Source organism: Pseudomonas sp. SBB6, from assembly GCF_024213215.1.
In the GTDB taxonomy this organism is placed as follows: Bacteria; Pseudomonadota; Gammaproteobacteria; order Pseudomonadales; family Pseudomonadaceae; genus Aquipseudomonas; species Aquipseudomonas donghuensis.
On the sequence record NZ_JANAVH010000002.1, the window covers coordinates 577,335 to 600,977 of the forward strand.

Here is a 23,643-nt window from a genome sequence, read left to right on the forward strand (position 1 = left end):
GAGCGGGCTTGAGGCAAAAAAAGCCCCGGCAGATGCCGGGGCTTTTTCATTTCAGCTCACACTCAGGACGGCACCACCATCGCCTGGCCACTCAAGGCCAGGTCCACCAGCTCGCGGTTGGCCACCGCGTACATGGCGTAGTCGGTACCGGTCGCCGCGCGCAGCTCGTCGAGCATGGCACGCCAGCGCTCGACCATGACCCGGTGCTGGTTCAGCCACAGGGCCACGCGGGCGTCCATGTCCTCCGGCGCATCGTCCATCTGCAGCACCGAGATGGTGATCGCCCGCTGCTGCAGGTCGATATCATCGCGGAAGGCTTCGCGGGCCAGGGCCTGCCAGTTGTTTTCCACCGGCAGGTTGCTGATCTCCTGCAGGTACCAGGTCAGGTCCAGGGCGCTGCCAACGGCGAAGAAGGCCTTGGCCACTTCGGCCGGGTCCTGGCCGGTGACGTCGGACGCTTCGATGATCGGCAACAGGGTGTACAGGTGCGTGGTTCCAGCCACCATGCGCGCCAGCAGCTCCGGCACACCGGCGTCGACGAAGCCCTGGTAACGGGTCATCCAGCGCTCGCGGGTCGGCCCTTCGAGCAGTTCGTCGAGCTTCAGGCCCAGTGCGGCGATCTTCGGCCCGAAGTGCGCCACGTCACGGCCAGCATCCTGCTCGTTGCGACGGCTACGCAGGAACCAGCGGGTCGCGCGGCGGCCCAGGCGCATCAGCTCGTCCATCAGGGTCAGCTGGATTTCCGCCGGGACTTGATAATCCAGGGCCTCGATCTGACGGAACCAGTGCGGCAGGTGGAAGATGTCACGCACGATCACATAGGCACCGGCGACGTTCGCCGGGCTCATGCCGGTGGACTCTTTCAGACGCTGAACGAAGGTGATGCCCATGTTGTTGACCAGATCGTTGGCGATCTGGGTGCTGACGATCTCACGTTTCAGGCGATGGCGGCGCATGGCCTCGGCAAACTTGCTCACCAGCGACGGCGGGAACGCGGTTTCCATGTCGCGGGTCAGGTAGTCGTCATCCGGCACCAGCGACTTGAGCAGTTGTTCCTTGAGGTCGATCTTGCTGTAGGAGATCAACACCGACAGTTCGGCACGGGTCAGGCCCTGGCCGGCCGCCAGGCGCTCGGTCAGTTGCTCTTCGGTCGGCAGGAACTCGATGGCACGGTCCAGCTTGCCACGGCCCTCAAGGTCGGCCATCAGGCGCTTGTACTCGGCGATGCGTTCCTTGGCCCGACGTGCAGCCAGCGACAATGCCTGGGTCTGCTTGTAGTTGTTGCCCAGCACCAGGCCGGCCACTTCGTCGGTCATGCTGCCCAGCAGCTGGTTGCGCTGCTTCTCGGTCATGTCGCCGGCCTGCACCACTTCGTTGAGCAGGATCTTGATATTGACCTCGTGGTCGGAGCAGTCCACACCACCGGCGTTGTCGATGAAGTCGGTGTTGGTCGCACCGCCGTTCAAGCCGAACTCGACCCGGCCCAACTGGGTCATGCCGAGGTTGCCGCCCTCGCCCACCACCTTGCAACGCAGCTCGTTGCCGTCCACGCGCAGGGCGTCGTTGGCCTTGTCGCCGACGTCGGCGTGGCTTTCTTCACTGGACTTGACGTAGGTGCCGATACCGCCGTTCCACAGCAGGTCGACCGGCGCCTTGAGCAGTGCGTTGAGCAGCTCGGTCGGGGTCAGCTTGTCGGCTTCGATGGCGAAGCGCTCTTTCATCTGCGGGGTGATCGCGATGCTTTTTGCGCTGCGCGGGAAGATCCCGCCGCCTTCGGACATGATGCTGGTGTCGTAGTCGCTCCAGGCCGAACGCGGCAGGTCGAACAGGCGCTGGCGCTCGGCAAAGCTGCTGGCAGGCTCCGGGTTCGGGTCGATGAAGATGTGCAGGTGGTTGAACGCCGCCACCAGTTGCAGCTTGTCGGACATCAGCAGGCCGTTGCCGAACACGTCACCGGCCATGTCGCCAACACCGACCACGGTGATCGGGTCTTCCTGGACATTGATGCCGCGCTCGCGGAAGTGCCGCTGCACGCCGACCCAGGCGCCACGGGCGGTAATGCCCATCCTCTTGTGGTCGTAACCGGCCGAACCACCGGAGGCAAACGCATCGCCCAGCCAGAAGCCGTAGTCGATGGCAATGCCGTTGGCGATGTCGGAGAAGGTCGCGGTGCCTTTGTCGGCGGCCACCACCAGGTACGGGTCATCGTCGTCATGACGCACGACGTTGGCCGGCGGCACCAGGGCGCCGTCCTTGAGGTTGTCGGTGATGTCCAGCAGGCCGGAGATGAAGATCCGATAGCAGGCGATGCCTTCGGCCTGGATATCATCGCGGCTGCCGCCCAGCGGCAGGCGGCGAGGCAGGAAACCGCCCTTGGCGCCGACCGGCACGATCACCGAGTTCTTCACCTGCTGGGCTTTTACCAGGCCCAGCACTTCGGTACGGAAGTCTTCCTCGCGGTCCGACCAGCGCAGGCCGCCGCGGGCGACGTTGCCAAAGCGCAGGTGCACACCCTCGACCCGTGGCGAGTAGACGAAGATTTCGAACTTCGGCACCGGCTTGGGCAGCTCGGGGATCAGCTTGGGGTTGAACTTGAAGCTGAAGTACGACTTGTTATGACCCTGGGCATCGGTCTGGTAGAAGTTGGTGCGCAGGGTGGCCTTGATCAGGTCCAGGTAGCGACGCAGGATGCGGTCTTCGTTGAGCACCTGAACGTCGTCCAAGGCAGTCAGGATGGCCTGTTCCAGACGCTGCTGCTTGTCGTCGAGGTCGTCGCTGGTGAGCTTGCGCGCCAGGTAGAAGCGGGTCTTGAACAGCCGGGTCAGCTCGCGGGCGATGTCGGTGTGGTTGTTCAGGGTGCTGGCGATGTAACCCAGGTCGAAGCCCAGGCGGATCTGCTTGAGGTAGCGGGCGTAGGCACGCAGCAGCGCCACGTCGCGCCACGGCAGGCCGGCGGTCAGTACCAGGCGGTTGAAGGCGTCGTTCTCGGCATCGCCATTGACGATGTGCACGAACGCATCCTGCAGGGTGTCGTTGAGCTGCTGGATGTCGAGGTTCAGGCCTTCGGCGGCGGTGAAGGCAAAGTCATGAATCCAGTACTCGCGGCCATTGGCATGGCGCAGACGGTACGGGAACTCGCCGAGCACGCGCAGGCCGAGGTTTTCCAGGATGGGCAGCACGTCCGACAGCGCCAGCGGCGTATCGGCGTGGTACAGCTTGCAGTGCAGTTGCTGTTTGCCAGCCTGGGTCAGCGGCTGGTAGAAGCTCATCACCAGCGGCTTGCGCTCGGACAGGGTCAGCAGGTGCTGCATGTCGACCACTGCCGAATGGGCGGCGAAACGCTCGCGGTAACCGGCCGGGAAGCCTTTCGGGAAGTCGGCCAGGACATTGGTGCCCTGGGCTTCGCCGAAGCTTTCGACGGTCAGGCTGGCGTAGTCGTCCTGCCACGAACGGCAAGCCTGGATCACTTCGTTTTCCAGTTGCTGCGGGTCGATGTCGATGCGGTTTTTCGGGTCGACACGCAGGATCAGCTGGACGCGGGCCAGGACCGACTCGGAGAAGAAGGTCCAGAACTCGCAGTCGCTGGCCTTGAGGCGCTCCATCAGCACATGCTGGATCTTCTGCCGCACTTCGGTGGAGTAGATGTCGCGCGGCACGTAGGCCAGGCAGTAGCAGAAGCGCCCGTACGGGTCCTTGCGCAGGAACACGCGAATCTTGTTGCGCTCCTGGATCTGCACGATCGACATGACGGTGCTGAACAGCTCGTCGACCGGGGTCTGGAACAGGTCGTCGCGGGGCAGCACTTCGAGAACCTGGGCCAGTTCCTTGCCCAGGTGCGCCTTGGGGTCGAAGTGCGAGCGGCGCTCGACTTCGGCGACCTTGCCGCGGATATACGGGATCGCGCGTACGCTTTCGCCGTACACCGAGGAGGTGTACAGGCCCATGAAGCGGCATTCCTTGATGACCTTGCCGTCGGCGTCCAGCTGGCGGATCGACACGTAGTCCGGGTAGGCCGGACGGTGCACGCGGCTTGGGTGCGCGGCCTTGGCGAAAGACAGCAGCAGCGGCTCTTGCAGGTAGTTGACGGCGTAGTCTTCGATGCGCAGGTCTTCAGCGGTGAGGCCGGCGCGCAGCAGCCGGGTCAGGCCGAGGAACGACTGCTCGTCGTACTGCAGCTGACCGCCCTGGGCGTCGCCATGCACGACGAATTCTTCGTAGCCGAGGAAGGTGAAGTGGTTGCCCAGCAGCCACTCGAGGAACGCCTTGACCTCGGCCTTGTCGTTTTGCGCCGGGGCGTAGGCGATCTGCTCGACCAGCGCCACGACCTCGCGCAGCTTGACTTTCATCGGCTCGAAATCGGCGACGGCGACGCGCACTTCAGCCAGCACCTGCTCAAGCTCGTGGGTCAGCAGGTTGAGTTCGGCGGAGTTGGCGCAGCGGTCGATCTCCAGGTACATCAGCGACTCTTGCAGTACGCCTTCGCCCTGGGTGCCCTTGGGCAGGATTTCCAGCAGCTCGCCCTTCGGCCCGCGACGCACGCTCAGGACAGTGGTCTGCAGGGTGTGGATGCTGTAGCCGCGGCGGTTGAGCTCGGTGCGCACCGAGTCGACCAGAAATGGCAGGTCATGGTGCAGGACTTCGACCGCCGTGTGGGTCGACTGCCAGCCATGGCGCTCGTAATCGGGGTTGTAGACGCGAACCTGAGGCTGGGTGTGATCGAAACGCTCGATGATGCGCCAGGCAGAGAGGGTGCAACCGGCCAGGTCCGACATACGGCGCTGGGTAAGCTCGTCCAGAGAGATGATGCCGAAGAACTGTTCGGCGAACAGCGCCACTTGTGGCAGTGCCTGTTCGCTGATGTGCTGCGCCAGGGCCGCTTGCAGTTGATGCTGGAAGTCGGCTTTGCTGGCTGCGGTGAAAAACGCCATCTGTGGTACTCCGCTTGGGCTTTATTATTGAGTGAAGCGTCGCGCGCGTCCGCCGTTTACGGATCAACGATAGCCAACCCGTAGCAGGAGGACGGTAAAACCATAGAAACAGGCGCTCGATGTGACCTATAAGTCACATCTTCCCGCTCCACGGATGGGCATCTGCAAAAACGACTGCCAGACGGGCTGTGTCTTTACGGGTGTCCATCGACAGCGCAGCTTAACGAGTGCCCGCCCGCCCCTGCTTGCGATGCTGCGACATATTCGGTCATTGAGGTGCAACCGCACGTTTATCCACCGGCCGAAGACTGGCAGAATCCTCTTTCAACTTATTGATCGAGCCGCTCATGCAACTGAAAACCGCCCTGCTCTTCGCCACCCCCTGCGATGATGAAGAAGACAACATGGCCACCCTGTGCTGCCACAGCGACAAGGGCCAGATGTTTCTCATGACCCGCTATCCGGACGAAGACCGAGTGGACATTACCCTCGACGAGCATTACGCACCCGTCGAAGGTTTGAAGGTTACGTTCAGTGCCGAAAGGTTGCTGATTGAAGTTGCACCACTGGATGCCGACGCCCTCGGTGGTGACGACCATCTGGAAATCATCCTGACTTCAAAAGGCACCGACCTCGCCGAAGTCGAAGAAACCCTGCAGAACATCCTCAAGGGCACCGGCACCTACGTCAGCGAGCTGTAATCGCCCACGCGGTTTCTTGACAAGGAACCGCCGCAAAAGGCATTGTCTGACAACCTGATTAATGAGCTACCCTTCATGCTTGAGCTTCAGCGCCCCGATACCCTGGTCGAACGGGTTGTCGGCGCCATCCGTGCCGAAATCGATTCCGGTCGCCTGGCGGCCGAATCGCGCCTGCCCACCGAACAGCAACTGGCCGAGCAATTGAACGTCAGCCGCTCGGTGGTGCGCGAGGCCGTGGCTCAGCTCAAGGCTGACGGGGTGCTGATCGCCCGCCGTGGCCTGGGTTCGTACATCTCGCAAACCCCGACCGGCACGGTGTTCCGCTTTCCTTCTGCGCAAGGCCGCAGCCCGGACCTGGTGCAAATGTTCGAAGTGCGCCTGTGGATCGAGACCCAGGCCGCCTCGGTGGCTGCCCAGCGCCGCGATGCCGCCGACCTTGCGCGCATGAGCAAGGCCCTGCAGGAAATGCTCGACAAGCGCAGCGACTTTGCCGTGGCCGCCGCGGCTGATGTCGAGTTCCACCGCGCCATCGCCGAAGCCAGCAAGAACGATTACTTCGTCGCCTTCCATGATTTTCTCCGTGGCCAACTGGCCGCTGCCCGCCGTACTGCCTGGGAAAACTCCGCGGCGCATTCGGTGGGCGGCTCGGCCGATGCCCACCGTGAGCACCAGGCGCTGTACCAGGCCATCGCCGATGGCGACCGGGCTGGCGCTGCAGCTTGCGCCGAAGCGCACCTGCGAGCCTCGGCCAAGCGCCTGAAACTGGACCTGCCGAGCATCGACTGAACCCGCGTATTTAACGGGCGCCGATAGATAGCGCCCTTTTGTTTGACCTGCTTAGTCTGACAACCTGATAAGCAGACTCTATGACAAGAACAAACCAAGGTGACACCTGCATGATCTACGACTACTGCATCATCGGCGGCGGCATCGTCGGCCTTGCCACCGCCATGGCGCTGCTGGAACGCCAACCGGGCGCTTCGTTGCTGATCCTGGAAAAGGAAAGCAGCCTGGCCAAGCACCAGACCGGGCATAACAGTGGCGTGATCCACGCGGGCATCTACTACGCCCCGGGCAGCCTCAAGGCCGACCTGTGCAAGCGCGGCGCCCAGGCCACCAAGGACTTTTGCACCGAGCACCAGATCAAGTTCGAGGTCTGCGGCAAGTTGCTGGTGGCCTCCACGCCGCTGGAAGTCGAGCGCATGCACGCCCTGTACCAGCGCTCGCAACAGAACGGCCTGAAGGTCGAGCAGCTGGATGCCAAAGAGCTGCAACGGCGCGAGCCGAACATTATTGGCCTCGGCGGCCTGTTCCTCGATGCCACCGGCATCGTCGACTACACGCAGGTCTGCGAAGCCATGGCCCGGGTAATTCAGAAGGCCGGCGGCGAAGTCCACCTGCAAACCACGGTACGCGCTATTGTCGAAAGCGCCGACAAGGTCACCATCAGCAGCGACGACAAGGTCTGGAACGCGCGCCAGCTGGTCGCCTGCGCCGGCCTGCAATCCGACCGCCTGGCCACCCTGGCCGGGGTCAAAATCGACCACCAGATCATCCCCTTTCGCGGCGAATACTTCCGCCTGCCAGCGGCCAAGAACGACATCGTCAACCACCTGATCTACCCGATCCCCGACCCGGAGCTGCCGTTTCTCGGCGTGCACCTGACGCGAATGATCGACGGCAGCGTTACCGTCGGGCCCAACGCCGTGCTCGGCCTGGGCCGGGAGAACTACCGCAAGTTCTCGGTGAACTGGCGCGACGTGGCCGAGTACGCACGCTTTCCGGGGTTCTGGAAAACCCTCTGGAACAACCTCGGTTCCGGCACCGCCGAGATGAAAAACTCGTTGTTCAAAAGCGGCTACCTGGAGCAGTGCCGCAAGTACTGCCCATCGCTGAATGTCGAAGACCTGCTGCCCTATGAAGCCGGCATCCGCGCCCAGGCGGTGATGCGCGACGGCACCCTGGTGCACGACTTCCTGTTCGCCGAGACCCCGCGCATGGTGCACGTCTGCAATGCCCCGTCACCGGCGGCCACCTCGGCCATCCCGATCGGCCAGATGATCGCCGAAAGGATCTTCAACGCCCGCTGAACCCTGCTGCACACCTAACTACAAAGACAAAAAAGGAAACCTCAGATGTCGGTACATGAGGCGGCTGCGGCCGCGACCGAAACCCCGGAACAAAAAAGCAAGCGCCTGCGCAAGGTCGCCGCCGCGACCATCTTCGGCTCGATGCTGGAGTGGTACGATTTCTACCTGTACGCGACCATGGCGGCGATCGTCTTCTCGAAGATCTTCTTCGACCCGAGCAACCCGGCGGTGGCGTCGCTGCTGGCGTTTTCAACCTTTGCCATCGGCTTTATCGCCCGCCCCTTCGGCGGCGTGCTGTTCGGCTACCTGGGCGACCGCTTCGGGCGCAAGCAGGTGCTGGTCATCACCTTCTGCATGATGGGCGTGTGCACCACCCTGATCGGCCTGATCCCAAGCTACGCCTCGATCGGCATCTGGGCACCGATCATCCTCGTGCTGGTGCGCATCATCCAGGGCCTGGGCGCCGGCGCCGAGCTGTCTGGCGCGGCAGTGACCTCCTACGAGCACGCCAGCGAAGGCAAGCGTGGCAGCCAGGGCGCCTGGCCGGCACTGGGGCTGAACCTGGGCCTGCTGCTGTCGTCGCTGACCGTCTACCTGCTGACCATGAACGGTAACGAGTTCCTGCTTTCCGGCGGCTGGCGCATCCCGTTCATCTGCAGCATCGTGCTGGTGGGTGTCGGCCTCTGGGTGCGTAAAAGCATCCCGGAGACCCCGGACTTCAAAGAGCTCGACAAAACCCCGGCCGAAGACCAGGAATCGCCGCTCAAGCTGCTGTTCAGGAATGACCTCAAAGGCCTGGCCGTGGTGTTCTTCGTGGCCATCGGCTACAACGCCCTGAGCTACATCTTCAAGACCTTCTCGCTGGCCTACCTGACCCAGTACAAGGGCGTCGAAGCCCATGTCACCTCGCTGTCGGTGACCATCGCCAGCCTGGTGGCCATCATTGCCGTGCCGTTCTTCGGCTGGCTGTGCGACAAATGGAGCAGCAAGACCGTGCTGATGCTCGGCGGGATGTTCTCGGTGCTGTTCGCCTACCCGTTCCTGACCCTGCTCAACACCGGCGAGCCGATGATGATCTACCTGGCGATTGCCATCGGCACCGGCATCCTCGCGCCGATGATGTTTGCCCCGCAGGGTTCGTTCCTCAGCCGCCAGTTCCCGACCCAGACCCGCTCTTCGGGCTTTGGCACCGGGCGCGAGATCGGCACGGCGGTGGCTGGCGGCCTGGCACCGCTGGGTGGCCTGGCGCTGGTGGCCAATTCGGCGACCCACTCCACCGATGGCGTGGCGCTGATCCTGGTGGTGGCGGCGGTGCTGGTGGTGGTGTTTGCCCTGTGTGACCAGGGGCGCAAGCATTCCAGCTTCAAGAACTGAGTGACCGGCAAGGCTCTGCCTTGCATCGCTGGCAACGCCAGCTCCCACAGGGTCAGCGCGATCCCTGTGGGAGTTGGCGTTGCCGACGATGGGCTGCGCAGCAGCCCCTGACTTTGCGATTTGAACAAATTTCCCTGCTGCCGTTAGTCGCCAGCCCCCCGGATGCATTAAAGTATCAGCCCCCGCCCGGGCGCTTTTACGCCGCACGCCCTGGCTTTTTTCCAGGAACCTTCAACGATGGAACACCGTGAGGCGCTGATCGCGCTGCGCACCTTTCTTTCAACCCAGATCCTGGGCCAGGAAAAACTCGTCGAGCGCTTGCTCATCGTCCTCCTCGCCGACGGCCACATGCTGGTAGAGGGCGCCCCGGGCCTGGCCAAGACCAAGGCCATCAAGGAACTGGCCGAAGGTGTCGAAGCCGAGTTCCATCGTATCCAGTTCACCCCCGACCTGCTCCCTGCCGACATCACCGGCACCGAGATCTATCGCCCGGAAACCGGCAGCTTTGTGTTCCAGCAAGGGCCGATCTTTCACAACCTGGTACTGGCCGACGAAATCAACCGCGCCCCGGCCAAGGTCCAATCGGCGCTGCTCGAAGCCATGGCCGAGCGCCAGGTCAGTGTCGGGCGCAGTACCTACGAGCTGTCGCCGCTGTTCCTGGTGATGGCCACGCAGAACCCGATCGAACAGGAAGGCACCTACCCGCTGCCCGAAGCCCAGCTCGACCGCTTCCTCATGCACGTCAAGATCGGCTTCCCGGATGCCGCCGTCGAGCGGCGCATCCTCCAGCAGGCCCGTGGCGAAGCGCTCAATGGCGAGACCAAGCCGGAGCGCCGGGTCAGCCAGCAAGCGATCTTTGCCGCGCGCAAGGAAATCCTCGGCCTGTACATGGCCGATGCGGTGGAGGAATACCTGGTGCAGCTGGTCATGGCCACCCGCACTGCGGCCAAGTTCGACCTGGAACTGGCCGACTGGATCGCCTACGGCGCCAGCCCGCGGGGCTCGATTGCCCTGGACCGCTGCGCGCGGGCCCATGCCTGGCTTGCCGGGCGCGACTTCGTCAGCCCCGAAGACATCCAGGCGGTGCTGTTCGACGTACTGCGCCACCGCATCATTCTTTCCTTCGAGGCCGAGGCCGCCGGGATTGACCAGGACCGGGTGATCCAGCGCATCCTCGACGTCGTCGCCGTCGCCTGACCCCATGCCCAATCGCCTGCTGGCCGCGCCCGGAATTCGCATCAGCCTCACCGAGCTGATCGAGATGCGTCACCGCGTGCGCGAAGTGCAACTGTTCTCCCGGCCGGGCCAGCGCAGCCCGCTGGTGGGCCTGCACCACTCGAAACTGCGCGGACGCGGGGTCGACTTCGACCAGGTGCGGGTCTACCAGGCCGGCGACGATGTGCGCAACATCGACTGGCGGGTCACCGCGCGCACCCAGGAGCCGCACACCAAGCTGTTTCATGAGGAACGCGAGCGGCCGATCTTCATTCTCGTCGAACAGAGCCAGCGCCTGTTCTTCGGCTCGGGACTGATGTTCAAGTCGGTGCTCGCCGCCCAGGCCGCGGCGCTGATCGGCTGGGCCGCCCTGGGCCACAACGACCGCATTGGCGGCCTGGTGTTCGGCGACAACGAGCACTACGAGATCAAGCCACGGCGCAGCAAGCAGAGCCTGTTGCAACTGCTCAACCGCCTGGCGCGGGTCAACCAGTCGCTGCATACCGAAGCCGTGCCCCAGGCCGACAGCCTCGGCATTGCCCTGCGCCGCGCCCGTGAAGTGCTGCGCCCCGGCAGCCTGGCGATCATCATCTGCGACGAGCGGGCGCTGACGCCTGCGGTCGAACAACAGCTGAGCCTGCTTTCGCGCCATTGCGACCTGCTGCTGTTGCCGCTGTCCGACCCGCTCGACCACGCCCTGCCCGCCGCCGGCCTGCTGCGCTTTGCCCAGCGCGGTGCGCAACTGGAGCTCGACACCCTCGACCCGACCCTGCGCAAGAGCTACCGCCAGCAAAGCGAAGCGCGCATCGAGCGCTGGGAACTGCTGGCGCAAAAGCTGCAGGTGGTGTTGATGCCGTTGAGCACCCAGAGCGAAATGATCGAGCAACTGCGCGAGTACCTCAACGCGCAACGACCGGGGAAAACCTCGTGAACCCGCTCGATCAGTTGCAACCCTTGATCAGCCCGACGCCGATCGGCTGGTGGCCGCTGGCCCCGGGCTGGTGGGCACTGCTGTTGCTGCTGCCACTGCTGGTTTGGGGCCTGTGGCGGCTGCGCCACTGGCGCCCGGGCAAAAAAGCCATCGTGCGCGCCGAGCTGCCCCTGGACCCGGTACGCATCGAAGCCCTGGCCGAACTCGCGCGCCTGCCCAAACCCTACGACGGCGCCCCGGCCGGTGCCTGGCTGCAGCAGATCAACGCCCTGCTCAAACGCCTGTGCCGCAACCATTATCCGGGCAGCCACAGCCATACCCTCAACGGTCGCCAATGGCTGGCGTTTCTCGATAACCGCTGCCCGGCCGCCGGCCTGACCCGCTGGATGGTGCTGGTCGAAGGCGCCTACAAACCCGAATGCAAACTCGACGACAAAGCCATCAACGGCCTCAACCAGTCGGTCGAAACCTGGATCCGCAAACATGTTTGAGCTGGCCTGGCCGTGGGTCTTCATACTGTTGCCGCTGCCCTGGCTGGCGCGCCTGCTGCTGCCGGCCGCCGACAGTGGTGAGCCGGTGCTCAAGGTCAGCTTTCTCGATGAACTCGAAGGCCTGGCCGGGCGCCGCGCGCGCCTGAACCTGCCGACCTGGCGCCAGCAGGCGCCGTTCGTGCTGGTGTGGCTGTTGCTGCTGTTTGCCGCCGCCCGCCCGCAATGGCTGGGCGAGCCGTTGCCGGTGGCCGCCAGTGGCCGCGACCTGCTGGTGGCGGTGGACGTCTCCGGCTCCATGGACTTTCCCGACATGCAGTGGCAAGGCGACGACGTCAGCCGCCTGACCCTGGTCAAGGCCCTGCTCGGTGATTTTCTTGAAGACCGCCAGGGCGACCGCGTCGGCCTGATCCTGTTCGGCAGCCAGGCCTACCTGCAGGCCCCGTTGACCTTCGACCGGCGCACCGTACGTACCTTCCTCGACGAAGCGCAGATCGGCATCGCCGGCAAGAACACCGCCATCGGCGACGCCATTGGCCTGGCCCTCAAGCGCCTGCGCCAACGTCCGGCACAAAGCCGGGTGCTGGTGCTGGTCACCGACGGCGCCAACAACGGCGGGCAGATTCACCCGCTGACCGCCGCGCGCCTGGCCGCCCAGGAAAACGTGCGCATCTACACCATCGGCATCGGTGCCGACCCGGAACAAACCGGTACCGCCGGCTTGCTGGGCATCAACCCAAGCCTGGACCTGGACGAAGCCTCGCTCAAGGAAATTGCCGAGCTGACCGGTGGTAGCTACTTCCGCGCCCACGACGGCGAAGAACTGCATGCCATCGGCGAAGCGCTCGACCGCCTGGAGCCTGTGGCCCAGCAGCCAACCCAGGCGCGCACCGCCCAGCCGCTGTACAGCTGGCCGCTGGCCTTGGCCTTGGTGCTGAGCCTGCTGCTGGTGATCGAGCAGCAATGGCCGGACAACCTGCTGCAGCGCTTGCTGCGCCGCCCGCGCTTCTTGCAGCCGCACCCGGAATGGCGTCAGCGCCTGCAACGGCTGCGCTTGAGGAGGCGCCGATGAGCGAATTGTGGCCGCAATGGCTGCGCCCGCTGTGGCTGCTCGTCCTGCCGCTGCTGGCCTGGCTGCTATGGAAGCTTTGGCACCGGCAAAAACGCGCCGGGCGCTGGCAGATGATCCTGCCACCGGCCTTTCATGCCGTGCTGCTCGGTGGCGGCAGCGGCCGCGACAGCAAACTGCCGTGGATCGCCCTGGGCCTGGCCTGGTTGATCACCGTGCTGGCCCTGGTCGGGCCCAGCTGGCAGCGCCTGGAAGATACCCGCCAGCGCCCGGCCGACCCGCTGGTGATCCTGCTTGAGCTGACCCCGCAGATGCTCGCCGACGACGCGGCGCCAACCCGCCTGGAACAGGCCCGACGCAAGATCCTCGACCTGCTCGAGCACCGCCGCGACAGCCAGACCGCGATCATCGTCTATGCCGGCAGCGCCCACACCCTGGTGCCGCTGTCCGACGACCTGGCCACCAGCCGCAACCTGCTCGAAGCCCTGGATCCTGCGATCATGCCGCAAGCCGGGCAGCACGCCGACCTGGCCGTGCGCAAGGGCCTGGCCCTGCTCGCTCAGGCCGGCCTGGGCCAGGGCCGGCTGCTGTTGATCGGCTCCTCGCTCGATGCCCAGGAGCGCCAGGGCATTGTCCAGGCCCTCGGCCGCCAGGGCCCGAGCCTGTTGATGCTCGGCGTCGGCAGCGCCGAGGGGGCGCCGGTCAAGCAGGCCAACGGCGAGTTCCTCAAGGACGACCAGGGCGGGATCCTCCTGCCGCGCCTGGACAGCGCCAGCCTCAAGGCTTTTATCAACAGCACCGGCGGGCGCTACCGCAGCGCCCGCATCGACGACCTCGACCTACGCGGCCTGCGCCTGTTCGACAACCCGCGCAGCCTGCGTGACGATGGCCAGACCGTGCAACTCGACAGCTGGGCCGACCAGGGCTACTGGCTGTTGCTGCCACTGTTGCTGCTGGCCGCGTGCGCCGGCCGTCGCGGTTGGTTGTTCTGCCTGCCGTTGCTGCTGGCCGTGCCGCAGCCCAGCCACGCCTTCGAGTTCAACGACCTGTGGCTGCGCCCTGACCAGCAAGGCCAGCGCCTGCTTGAACAGCAACGTCCGGCCGATGCCGCCCGGCACTTCGCAGACCCACAGTGGAAAGGCCTGGCGCTGTATGAAGCTGGCGACTTCAACGGCGCCGCCCGCCAGTTCGCCCAGGGCAACAGCGCCGCCGACCATTACAATCGCGGCAACGCCCTGGCCCGCAGCGGTGAACTGGAAGCGGCGCTGGATGCCTACGAGCAGGCCCTGGAACGCCAACCGGAACTGCAACCGGCACTCGCCAACAAGGCACTGGTCGAACAGTTGCTGCAACAACGCCAGGCCGAACACGCGCCCGAGCAACCGCCGGAAGACAACCCGCAGAGCAACCCCAACAGCAGCAGCGACACTGCCAGCAGCTCGCAGAACGCCCAGGACCAGGCCGCGGCAAAACCTGCGCAGGATCCGGATGAAGCGGCCAAGGCTGAGGACAGCAGCAGCGAGCAGGCGCAGAACAGCGCCAGCGGCGCTGACGACGATGACACCACCCGGCCGCCCCAGCGCCCGGCTGACAGCAGCCTCGATGCCGAACAGCGCCAGGCCCTGGAACAATGGCTGCGACAGATCCCGGACAACCCGGCCGAGCTGTTGCGGCGTAAATTCTGGTATGAACAGCAACAACATCAGGAAACCCATCGATGAGTCGCGTTTGCGTCCTGGTCTTCAGCCTCTTTCTCGCCCTGCAGGTGCAGGCAGCGGCGCTGCTCGCCAGTGTCGACCGCACACGCCTGAATGCCGGCGAAACCCTTGAGCTGACCCTCGAGACCCAGGACGTCACCCAGTTCGGCAAACCCGACCTGACGCCACTGCAGGCCAACTTCGAAGTACGTGGCACGCGCCAGGTCAACAGCCTCAACAGCCTTGACGAGAGCAGCGCCAACACGCGCTGGATCATTACCCTGCTGCCGCGCCAGAGCGGCAGCGTGGAAATTCCCGCCCTGCAGCTAGGCGAAGTGCGCAGCCAGCCGATCAGCCTGCAGATCCAGGCCAACGAAGTCAGCCGCGAAAACCAGGGCCCGGTGTTCATCGACGCCAGCCTCGACCAGCCGCAAGTCTACGTCCAGGCCCAGGCGGTGCTGACCCTGAGCATCTACCACTCGGTACCGCTGTACGACGACAGCAGCCTCAGCCCGCTGCAACTGGACAACGCCAAGGTCGAGCCGCTGGGCGAGTCGCGCACCTTCGAGAAAGTCATCGACGGCGTGCGCCACGGGGTGATCGAGATGCGCTACGCGATCTACCCCCAGCAAAGCGGCGATCTGAAAATCCCGGCCCTGAACTTCAGCGCCACCGCCGCGCAGAACGATGCCGAGCAGGAGCTCAACTCCCCGCGCGCCGGCAAGCAGGTGCAGGTCAGCTCGACGCCGCTGGTGCTGACAGTCGACCCGATCCCGGCCGACTACCCGGCCAATGCGCCCTGGCTGCCGGCCAACAGCCTGACCCTGGAAGAACACTGGAGCCCGGACCCGGCCCAGCAGCAGACCCAGATCGGCGACTCGCTGACCCGCACCGTGATCCTCCAGGCCGAGGGCTTGTCCAGCGCCCAGCTGCCGCCGCTGCCGGGCACCGAAGTGACCGGCCTGCGCCGCTACCCGGACCAGCCGCAATTGCGCAACCAGGTCAACGACCGTGGCCTGCTCGGTGTGCGTGAAGAGCGTGAAGCGCTGGTGCCGACCCACAGCGGCCGGCTGGAACTGCCGAGCCAGGAAGTGGTCTGGTGGAACACCCGCGAAGATCACCTGGAACGCAGCAGCCTGCCCGCTCGTAGCCTGCAGATCGAGGACAACCCGGCGTTGAGCGCCGACAAGCCGGCCAGCGTCGATCCGGTCACGGTGCAAACCCACCTGCTCTGGCCCTGGCAGCTGAGTACCCTGGTACTGGCCCTGACCACCCTGCTGGGCTTTGCCCTGTGGTGGCGGGCGCGCTCGCAACCGGCGGTGCTGCGTGCGGCGCAAACCGGGCCGAGCCCGCGTACTCTGCTTGATGACCTCAAGCGCGCGTGCCAGGCCAACGACCCCCAAGCCACGCGTCAGGCCCTGGATGCCTGGGCGCGCCAGCAACCGGAAACCCTGGCCGAGATGACCGCACGTTTCGTGCCGCTGTCCGATGCCCTCGATGGCCTCAACGGCGCGCTGTACAGCGAAAGCGGGCAGTATTGGCAAGGTGAAGAATTATGGCGGGCCATTGGCACCATCCCGGCCGCCGAGCAGGTCCAGCCTGCGCAAAGCGAGAGCGGCAGCCTGCCGCCGCTGTACCCCAAATAACCTCAAGGCGTGGCGCCCCGGGCGCTATGCCGGCACACTGCGGAACCCTTCATGCGTCTGTTTCACACCTCCGACTGGCACCTGGGACAAACCCTGCACGGCCAGGAACGCGATTTCGAACACGCCTGTTTTCTCGATTGGCTGCTCGGCCAGCTCAAGCTGCGCCAGCCCGATGCCCTGCTGATTGCCGGCGACATCTTCGACACCGTCAACCCGCCGGTCAAAGCCCAGGAGCGGCTCTACGACTTCATCGTCCAGGCCCACGAACAGCAGCCCAAGCTGAACATCGTGATGATCGCCGGCAACCACGACTCCGGCTCGCGCATTGAACTACCGGCGCCGCTGATGCGCCGCCTGCGCACCCACGCCCTGGGCCGGGTGCAGTGGCTGGACGAAGGTGAACTGGACAGCGAGCGCCTGTTGATTCCGCTGACCAACGCCAAGGGCAAGGTCGCCGCCTGGTGCCTGGCGCTGCCGTTCCTGCGCCCGGCGGAAGTCACCGGTGCGCACCTGGGCGATGACTACCTGCGTGGCATTGCCCAGGTCCACGAGAAACTCATCGCCGCCGCCCTGCAACGGCGCAAGGCCGGCCAGGCGCTGATTGCCGTGAGCCACGCGCACATGGCCGGTGGCTCGGTCTCGGAAGACTCCGAACGCAGCCTGATCATCGGCAACGCCGAAGCCTTGCCGGCGCGCCTGTTCGCCCCGCAAATCAGCTATGTTGCCCTCGGCCATCTGCACAAGCCGCAGAAGGTCAACCGCGAAGAGCGCATCCGCTACAGCGGCTCGCCAATCCCGCTGTCGTTCTCGGAAATCGGCTATCAACACCAGATCCTCGAAATCGAACTGGACGGCGCCAACCTGGCCAGCGTCGAATCGCGCCTGGTGCCGCGGGCCGTGCACCTGCAACGGCTGGGCCCGGCGCCGCTGGCCGAGGTGCTCGAGCAATTGGCCGAGCTGCCGGTGATTGACCTGCTCGACGATCCGCAACGCCAACCCTGGCTGGAGATCCGCGTACGCCTGGACGAGCCCCTGCCCGACCTGCGCGCCCAGCTCGAAGGCGCCCTGCACGGCAAGGCCGTGCGCCTGGTGCGCATCGCGGCCGAGTATGCCGGCAACGGGCGCAGCGAGGATGAGCGCAGCGCCGACTTGCTGGAACTGGGCCAACTGACCCCGCACGAGCTGTTCAGCCGCGCCTGGGAACAGGCCTATGGCAATGCCGTCGACGAACAGACCCTGGCCGACTTTGCCCTGTTGCTCCAGGACGTCCAGCAGGAGGAAGAACAGCCATGAAGATTCTCGCCATCCGCCTGAAGAACCTGGCCTCCCTGGAAGGCCCGATCGAGATCGACTTCACCGCCGAGCCGCTGGCCAGCGCCGGCCTGTTCGCCATTACCGGGCCCACCGGCGCCGGCAAGAGTACCCTGCTCGATGCCCTGTGCCTGGCGCTGTTCGGCGCCGTGCCGCGGCTGAACAACATCGGCCGCGAGACAAAGCTGCCGGAGGTCGACAGCGACATCCTCACCAGCGACCCGCGCACCCTGCTGCGCCGGGGCTCGGGCAGCGGTTTTGCCGAGGTGGATTTCGTCGGCATCGATGCTCGCCGCTACCGTGCCCGCTGGGAAACCAACCGCGCCCGCGACAAGGCCAATGGCAAGCTGCAAGGCAGCCGCCAGAGCCTGCACGACCTGGACAGCGACCAACTGCTGAGCAACCAGAGCAAGGCCGAATACAAGCAACTGATCGAGTCGCGCCTGGGCCTGAACTTCGAACAGTTCACCCGCGCGGTGATGCTGGCCCAGAGCGAGTTCAGCGCCTTTCTCAAGGCCGATGACAAAGAACGCAGCGAGCTGCTGGAAAAGCTCACCAACACGGCGATCTACAGCCAGTTGGGCCGCCGTGCCTACAGCAAGAGCAAGGAAGCCGAGGAGGCGCACAAGGCCCTGCAGGATCAGGCCAGCGGCGTGATGCCCATGGCCGCCGAAGCCCGCGCCGAGCTCGACCAGCGCTATGGCGCAGCGCTGGAGCGCTTCAAGGCCGAACAGGCACACCTGCGCCAGCTTGAGCAGCAACGCACCTGGTTGAGCGAACTGTTGCAGTTGCAGGAGCAGGTGCACGCCAGCACTGCGCAACTGCACAGTGCCCAGCAACACAACGACAGCCTGCACGGCGAGCGGCTGAAACTGGCGCGCCTGGAACAACTGGCACCGCAGCGTCACCAGTTCGCCCGTCAGCAGGCGCTCAATGCCCAGCTCAGCCCGTTGGCGATGAGCATCGCCGCGCAGCGCCAGCTGCATGACGACCTGCACAGCCGCCAGCAACACGTGCAGGATGACCTGAGCAAGGCCCGCGAAGCCCTCACCCAGGCCCTGGCCCAACAAACCGACAGCGCGCCATCGGTACGCCAGGCCTTTGCCGAGCAGAACACCCTCGCCCGCCTGCACCAGGAACTGGCCAACAGCTCGACGCTCAAGCAGCAGGCCGAACAGGCCAGTGGCGAAGGCCAGCAACAGCTGTTGACCCTCAATGAACAACAACGCCTGAGCGAACAGCGCCTGCAGCAGATCGGCCAACAGCTGGAGCAAAGCGCGCCGCTGGCCGGGCTGAGCGAAGCCTGGAGCGCCTATCGCGACCGCCTGCAGCAACTGATGCAACTGGGCAACCGCCTCAACCAGGGCCATGCCGAGCTGCCTGGCCTGCAGGAGCGTGCCAGCCAGGCCAGTGCCCAGCTTGAGGAGCAGCGCGCCGCCCTGGCCCTGCTCTACCGCGAAGCCGAGGCTGAGCCCCAAGCCCTGGCCGAACAGATCGGCCTGCTCGGCGAGCTGCTGCAGAAAAACCGCCAGCAGCAGCGTCAGGTCGAAGAACTGAGCCGGCTGTGGAGCAACCAGCAGGACCTCGAACAGCGCCTGCAAGCCTTGCGCGAGCGCCAGCAAGCGGCGTTGAAGCAACGCGAGCAGCTGATCAGCGAAGGCCTCAATGGCAAGAACCAGCTGACCGCCGCCGAGCAGGCGCTAAGCGTTACCCGCCAGTTGCTCGAACGCCAACGCCTGGCCCGCAGCCAGAGCGTCGAAGAGCTGCGCGCGCAACTGCAAGACGACCAGCCCTGCCCGGTGTGCGGTAGCCAGGAGCACCCTTATCACCAGCCAGAAGCGCTGCTGCAAAGCCTCGGTCGCCATGACCAGAACGAAGAGGCCAACGCCCAGCAGGTGGTCGACGGGCTGAAGCAGCAGCTCGATGAGCTGCGCACTCAACTGGGCGGCGTCAACGGCCAGATCAAGGAGTACCTGCACCAGCAGGAGCAACTGGGCAACCAGCAACACGCGCTGCAGCCAAGCCTTGAAGCGCACCCGCTGTACCCGTCGCTGGTCGAGCAGGACGCCAGCCAGCGCAGCGCCTGGCTGGACTTGCAGGCACGCAACCTGAACCACGACATCAGCCGTGACGAACAGCGCCAGCACGCCCTGTTGACCCTGCAAAAAGACGCCGCGCGCCTGCAACAGCAATTGCAGGCGGCCCAGCAAGCCAGCCAGCAGGCCGACCAGCACCTGAGCCAGCAGCAAACGGCGCTGGCCAGTGACCAAGAGCGCCTGGAGCAGGAGCTGGCCAGTTTCGCCAGCCTGTTGCCAGCCGAGATCCTCAACGACCTGCGCCAGGAGCCGGCTGCCGCCTTCATGCGCCTGGACCAGCAACTGGCCCTGCGCCTGGACCTGCTGCAACGGCAAAAGGACGAACAGCAGGAGCACGGCGAGCGCCAGCAGACCCTGGACAAAGCCCAGCTGCAGCAACAGGCACGGATTCAGAAGCAGGAAGAACTGCAACAGCAGTTCAGCGAGCTGGAGCGCCAGCATCAAGCCAGCCGCGACAGCCTTGCCAGCCTGCTCGGCGAACAGGCCAGCGCCGAGCATTGGCAGCAGCATCTGGACCAGGCAGTGGAGCAAGCGCGCCAGGCCGAAACCCAGGCCGGCCAACAGCTGCAGGAAACCCAGGCACGGTTGATCGAACTGGCCGCCGAGCTCAAGGCCAAGGGCGAACGCCTGAGCGCGCTGGAGCAGGAACACCATGAGGTGCGCGGCCAGATCGAACAATGGCGCCAGGGCCACCCGGAGTTGGACGACAGCGGCCTGGAGCAGTTGCTGGCGCTCGACGACAACGCCGTGGCGCAACTGCGCCAGGGGCTGCAGGACAGCGAGAAGGCCATCGAACAGGCGCGCACCCTGCTGCAGGAGCGCCAGCAACGCCTGGACCAGCATCAGGCCCAGGGCAATGCCGAGCTCACCCGCGAAACGCTGGAACAGGCCTTCGACAGCCTGCAAGTGCAACTGACCGCCAGCGAACAGACCTGCGCCGAACTGCGTGCCGCCCAGGCCGAAGACCAGCGCCGGCAACTGGCTCACCAGGCCCTGGCCGAGCAGATCGCCACGGCCTACAGCGAGTGGCAGCGCTGGGCACGGCTCAATGCCCTGATCGGCTCGGCCACCGGCGACACCTTCCGCAAGATCGCCCAGGGCTACAACCTCGACCTGCTGGTGCACCACGCCAACGCCCAGTTGCGCCACCTGGCCCGGCGCTATCGGCTCAAGCGCGGTGGCAGCCTGCTCGGGCTGCTGGTGCTGGACACGGAAATGGGTGACGAACTGCGCTCGGTGCATTCGCTGTCGGGCGGTGAAACCTTCCTGGTCTCGCTGGCCCTGGCCCTGGGCCTGGCCTCGATGGCTTCGAGCACCCTGCGCATCGAATCGCTGTTTATCGACGAAGGCTTCGGCAGCCTCGATCCGGAATCGCTGCAACTGGCCATGGACGCGCTCGACGGCCTGCAGGCCCAGGGCCGGAAGGTCGCGGTGATCTCCCACGTGCAGGAGATGCATGAGCGCATTCCGGTGCAGATCCAGGTCCGCCGCCAGGGTAATGGCCTGAGTACCGTGGAGGTCAGCGGATGATCCTCTACTCGTTCCGCCGCTGCCCCTGGGCCATGCGCGCGCGCCTGGCCCTGCGCTACGCCCAGTGCCCGGTGGAGATCCGCGAAGTCAGCCTCAAGGCCAAGCCAGCCGAACTGCTGGCCCTGTCGCCCAAGGGCACGGTGCCGGTGTTGAGTGCCGATGACCTGGTGCTGGAGGAAAGCCTGGACATCATGCGCTGGGCCCTGGCCCGGCACGACCCGCACGATTGGCGGCTGACGGCCGACCCGCAGGCGGCGCAAGCCGCTGATGCGCTGATCGCACGCAATGATTGCCAGTTCAAGGTCCAGGTCAACCTGTACAAGTACGCCGAACGCTATCCGCAGCATTCACGTGAGGAGTACCGGGCGCAGACCGAAGCCTGGTTGGCCGAGCTGAATGAGCGACTGGCGCAGCAGACGTACCTGTTCGCGGACCATCCCAGCCTGGCTGACGCGGCATTGTTGCCGTTGATGCGCCAGTTTGCCGGGGTGGAGCCTGAGTGGTTCGCCCACGCCCCCTACCCGCACTTGCGGGCATGGTTGCAGGGGTGGCTGGAGTCGGCATTGTTCAAGGCGATCATGGCGCGTTGAACCCATCGCTGGCAAGCCAGCGATGAGGCCAGAAGCTACAGCGCCAGAATCGGCGAAGAATAGAGGAACAGCAACACCGCCAGAATTCGCCATTTCATGTGTTATCCCCTGACGCCAATAAATTAGCGTCAAATTCAATCACATGGCGATATGCTATTACCAGAAAAATCTACACGCTCAATGCTGCGACTTGTGGTCCAGCGCGGCGTAGAAGTTGGCACTTTGTTGCAGGTATTTCTGGGTATAGCTCTGGGTCGACGATTTACGCTCGCTGAGCTCGACATGGGCGTTGGCCGGCAGGACCACCGAAGCAGAAATGGCGGAAGCGGCGATGACCGGGAAAAGGTTGAAGTTCATGGCGCTGACCTCGAAGTCTGTGGTTTGAAGTGGCCGCTTGGGGCCGTGGTTCAAACTTACGCCGCTGGCGCGGCGCACAGAAATTCATTGCAGCAGTAGCCAACATCAAGGCAATTGATAGTCAGTTGACGAACTTCAGGTCCGACGGCGCATCCTGGGCCAGCTTCTGTACGGTTTCGCCCAGCAGGCCACTGCGTGGATCACGGCGGATCACCACGATCTGGTTGCTCTTCTGATTGGCCACCAACAGGTACTTGCCAGTGGGGTCGAGGGTGAATTCCCGCGGGTGATCGCCCTCGACACTGCGCCGCTGCACCTGCATCAGCTTGCCGCTCTTGTCATCCACGGCAAACACCAGCAGCTCGTTGGCCGTGCCACGGTTGCTGACATACAGAAAGCGCCCGTCGGCCGATAGGTGCAATGCCCCCGCCGCCTTGGCCGAGGCATCGTTCTGCTCGGTCAATGGCAGGCGCTGCAGCTCCACCAGCTTGCCGTCCTGATAATCGAAGGCCACCACTTGGGCGCTCATCTCCAGGGTCAGGTAGGCATGCTTGCCATCGCGGTCAAACAGCAGGTGCCGCGGCCCGCTGCCCGGTGGCAGGCTGACCGGCTCGACCGCGCTCAGTGGTTGCGTGGGGCTGGCGCCGTCGTAGCGGTAGACAAACACCTTGTCGGCCCCCAGGTCGCTGGCGAACACGTACTTGCCGTCGTCCGATGACACCACAGAGTGCACATGGGGCCCGGTCTGGCGCTCCGGGTTGACGCCGCTGGGCTTGTGCCGGTCTTGTTGCACCGAGGCTTGCAGATAGCCGTTACGCCCCACCGGCAACACACTCAGGCTGCCGCCCGGGGCGGGCAACACGCCGTAATTGGCGACGAACAGGTAGCGTTGGTCCTGGCTGAGGCTGGAATGGGTCGGTTCATCGCCCTGGCTTGGCACCTGGTTCAGCGCCTTGAGGTTGCCGTCCTTGCCAATCGCAAAACTGCCGACCTGGCCGTTGCCGGCGCCGTTCTCGTTGACGGCAAACAGCAGGCGCTTGTCCACCGAGAGGGTCAGCCAGGACGGGTTTTCGCTCATGAGGATCTGCAGCGGCGTAGGGTCGATCTGGCCGCTGTCGCTGTTGAAGCGGTAGCGGTAGATACCTTCGCTGCTGCCTGCGGTATAGCTGCCGACCAGCAGGTCGTGGGCCTGGGCGGTGAGCGTCAGGCTCATACTACTGGCGATCAGCAGATTCTTCAGCAGGCGCGTCATCGTCTTCCTCATCGCTGGCACTAAAGGCACTCATACAGACTAGCCGATGCTCGCCAGTGTCGGCCGAGATCAGCCAGTCGGTACCTTCAAGCCGGGCGGCGCCGATTTGCTCGGGGGAGAAGTTGTATTTTTTCAAGGCACGGCCGTCCATCAGCTCGATGCTCAGGCCGCTTTTATCGAAGGTGAAGTCAAAGGCGTGCAGGCCGTCGACCAGGAGCATGTCGCAGGATTCGAGGGCTTGGGAGAGGGTTGTCATTGCAGGAAGATCACTGGCGGGAAAACCCCATGATACCCGATCGTCAAAAGCATCGCCGGCAAGACCGGCTCCCACAGGTAATGCGCACCTGTGGGAGCTGGCCTTGCCGGCG

17 protein-coding genes are annotated in these 23,643 nt (G+C 64.9%); 13 read left to right on the forward strand and 4 right to left on the reverse strand.

The genetic code is table 11. The annotated features are described in order from the left end of the window. Positions 1-62: 62 nt before the first annotated feature. Positions 63-4,928 (reverse strand): NAD-glutamate dehydrogenase, encoded by a 4,866-nt coding sequence (locus NLX68_RS05920; RefSeq protein ID WP_254283278.1) that lies wholly within the window; start codon positions 4,926-4,928, stop codon positions 63-65. A 347-nt stretch (positions 4,929-5,275) separates the two neighbouring features. On the opposite strand from NLX68_RS05920, the gene NLX68_RS05925 reads away from it, so the two are divergent. The 13 genes from NLX68_RS05925 to NLX68_RS05985 all read left to right on the forward strand — a co-directional run bounded on the left by NLX68_RS05925 (position 5,276) and on the right by NLX68_RS05985 (position 21,666). After that, positions 5,276-5,629, forward strand: coding sequence for a hypothetical protein (locus NLX68_RS05925; RefSeq protein ID WP_254283279.1), 354 nt, complete (start codon positions 5,276-5,278; stop codon positions 5,627-5,629). A gap of 75 nt (positions 5,630-5,704) precedes the next feature. Then, positions 5,705-6,415 (forward strand): FadR/GntR family transcriptional regulator, encoded by a 711-nt coding sequence (locus NLX68_RS05930; protein ID WP_010223305.1) that lies wholly within the window; start codon positions 5,705-5,707, stop codon positions 6,413-6,415. 110 nt (positions 6,416-6,525) lie between these two features. After that, positions 6,526-7,719: an L-2-hydroxyglutarate oxidase gene (lhgO, locus tag NLX68_RS05935; protein WP_254283280.1), complete on the forward strand. Its 1,194-nt coding sequence runs from the start codon at positions 6,526-6,528 to the stop codon at positions 7,717-7,719. A gap of 45 nt (positions 7,720-7,764) precedes the next feature. After that, the gene (locus NLX68_RS05940) at positions 7,765-9,093 is read left to right on the forward strand and encodes an MFS transporter (RefSeq protein WP_254283281.1); all 1,329 of its coding nucleotides are present in this window, start codon (positions 7,765-7,767) and stop codon (positions 9,091-9,093) included. A 237-nt stretch (positions 9,094-9,330) separates the two neighbouring features. Continuing rightward, the gene (locus tag NLX68_RS05945; protein WP_254283282.1) at positions 9,331-10,290 is read left to right on the forward strand and encodes a MoxR family ATPase; all 960 of its coding nucleotides are present in this window, start codon (positions 9,331-9,333) and stop codon (positions 10,288-10,290) included. 4 nt (positions 10,291-10,294) lie between these two features. After that, positions 10,295-11,239 (forward strand): DUF58 domain-containing protein, encoded by a 945-nt coding sequence (locus NLX68_RS05950; RefSeq protein ID WP_254283283.1) that lies wholly within the window; start codon positions 10,295-10,297, stop codon positions 11,237-11,239. Beyond that, entirely contained in the window at positions 11,236-11,730 is a 495-nt protein-coding gene (locus tag NLX68_RS05955) for a DUF4381 domain-containing protein (RefSeq protein WP_254283284.1), read from the forward strand. Before NLX68_RS05950 ends, NLX68_RS05955 begins: the two co-directional genes overlap by 4 nt. Continuing rightward, positions 11,723-12,799: a VWA domain-containing protein gene (locus NLX68_RS05960; RefSeq protein ID WP_010223298.1), complete on the forward strand. Its 1,077-nt coding sequence runs from the start codon at positions 11,723-11,725 to the stop codon at positions 12,797-12,799. The genes NLX68_RS05955 and NLX68_RS05960 overlap by 8 nt, the downstream gene beginning before the upstream one ends. Continuing rightward, positions 12,796-14,517: a VWA domain-containing protein gene (locus NLX68_RS05965; protein ID WP_254283285.1), complete on the forward strand. Its 1,722-nt coding sequence runs from the start codon at positions 12,796-12,798 to the stop codon at positions 14,515-14,517. Before NLX68_RS05960 ends, NLX68_RS05965 begins: the two co-directional genes overlap by 4 nt. Further along, positions 14,514-16,139, forward strand: a complete 1,626-nt coding sequence (locus NLX68_RS05970) for a BatD family protein (protein ID WP_254283286.1) — start codon at positions 14,514-14,516, stop codon at positions 16,137-16,139. The genes NLX68_RS05965 and NLX68_RS05970 overlap by 4 nt, the downstream gene beginning before the upstream one ends. Before the next feature lie 51 nt (positions 16,140-16,190). After that, entirely contained in the window at positions 16,191-17,432 is a 1,242-nt protein-coding gene (locus tag NLX68_RS05975) for an exonuclease SbcCD subunit D C-terminal domain-containing protein (RefSeq protein WP_254283287.1), read from the forward strand. Further along, positions 17,429-21,076, forward strand: coding sequence for an AAA family ATPase (locus NLX68_RS05980; RefSeq protein WP_254283288.1), 3,648 nt, complete (start codon positions 17,429-17,431; stop codon positions 21,074-21,076). Before NLX68_RS05975 ends, NLX68_RS05980 begins: the two co-directional genes overlap by 4 nt. After that, positions 21,073-21,666 (forward strand): glutathione S-transferase, encoded by a 594-nt coding sequence (locus NLX68_RS05985; protein WP_254283289.1) that lies wholly within the window; start codon positions 21,073-21,075, stop codon positions 21,664-21,666. Before NLX68_RS05980 ends, NLX68_RS05985 begins: the two co-directional genes overlap by 4 nt. A gap of 177 nt (positions 21,667-21,843) precedes the next feature. On the opposite strand, the gene NLX68_RS05990 is transcribed toward NLX68_RS05985, so the two are convergent. The 3 genes from NLX68_RS05990 to NLX68_RS06000 form a co-directional block, all read right to left on the reverse strand. Continuing rightward, a complete protein-coding gene (locus NLX68_RS05990) occupies positions 21,844-22,023 on the reverse strand; it encodes a hypothetical protein (protein ID WP_010223291.1) in 180 nt (59 codons plus the stop codon). 121 nt (positions 22,024-22,144) lie between these two features. Continuing rightward, the gene (locus NLX68_RS05995; RefSeq protein WP_254283290.1) at positions 22,145-23,275 is read right to left on the reverse strand and encodes a lactonase family protein; all 1,131 of its coding nucleotides are present in this window, start codon (positions 23,273-23,275) and stop codon (positions 22,145-22,147) included. Continuing rightward, positions 23,238-23,531 (reverse strand): DUF5629 family protein, encoded by a 294-nt coding sequence (locus tag NLX68_RS06000; protein WP_254283291.1) that lies wholly within the window; start codon positions 23,529-23,531, stop codon positions 23,238-23,240. The genes NLX68_RS05995 and NLX68_RS06000 overlap by 38 nt, the downstream gene beginning before the upstream one ends. Positions 23,532-23,643 lie beyond the last annotated feature (112 nt).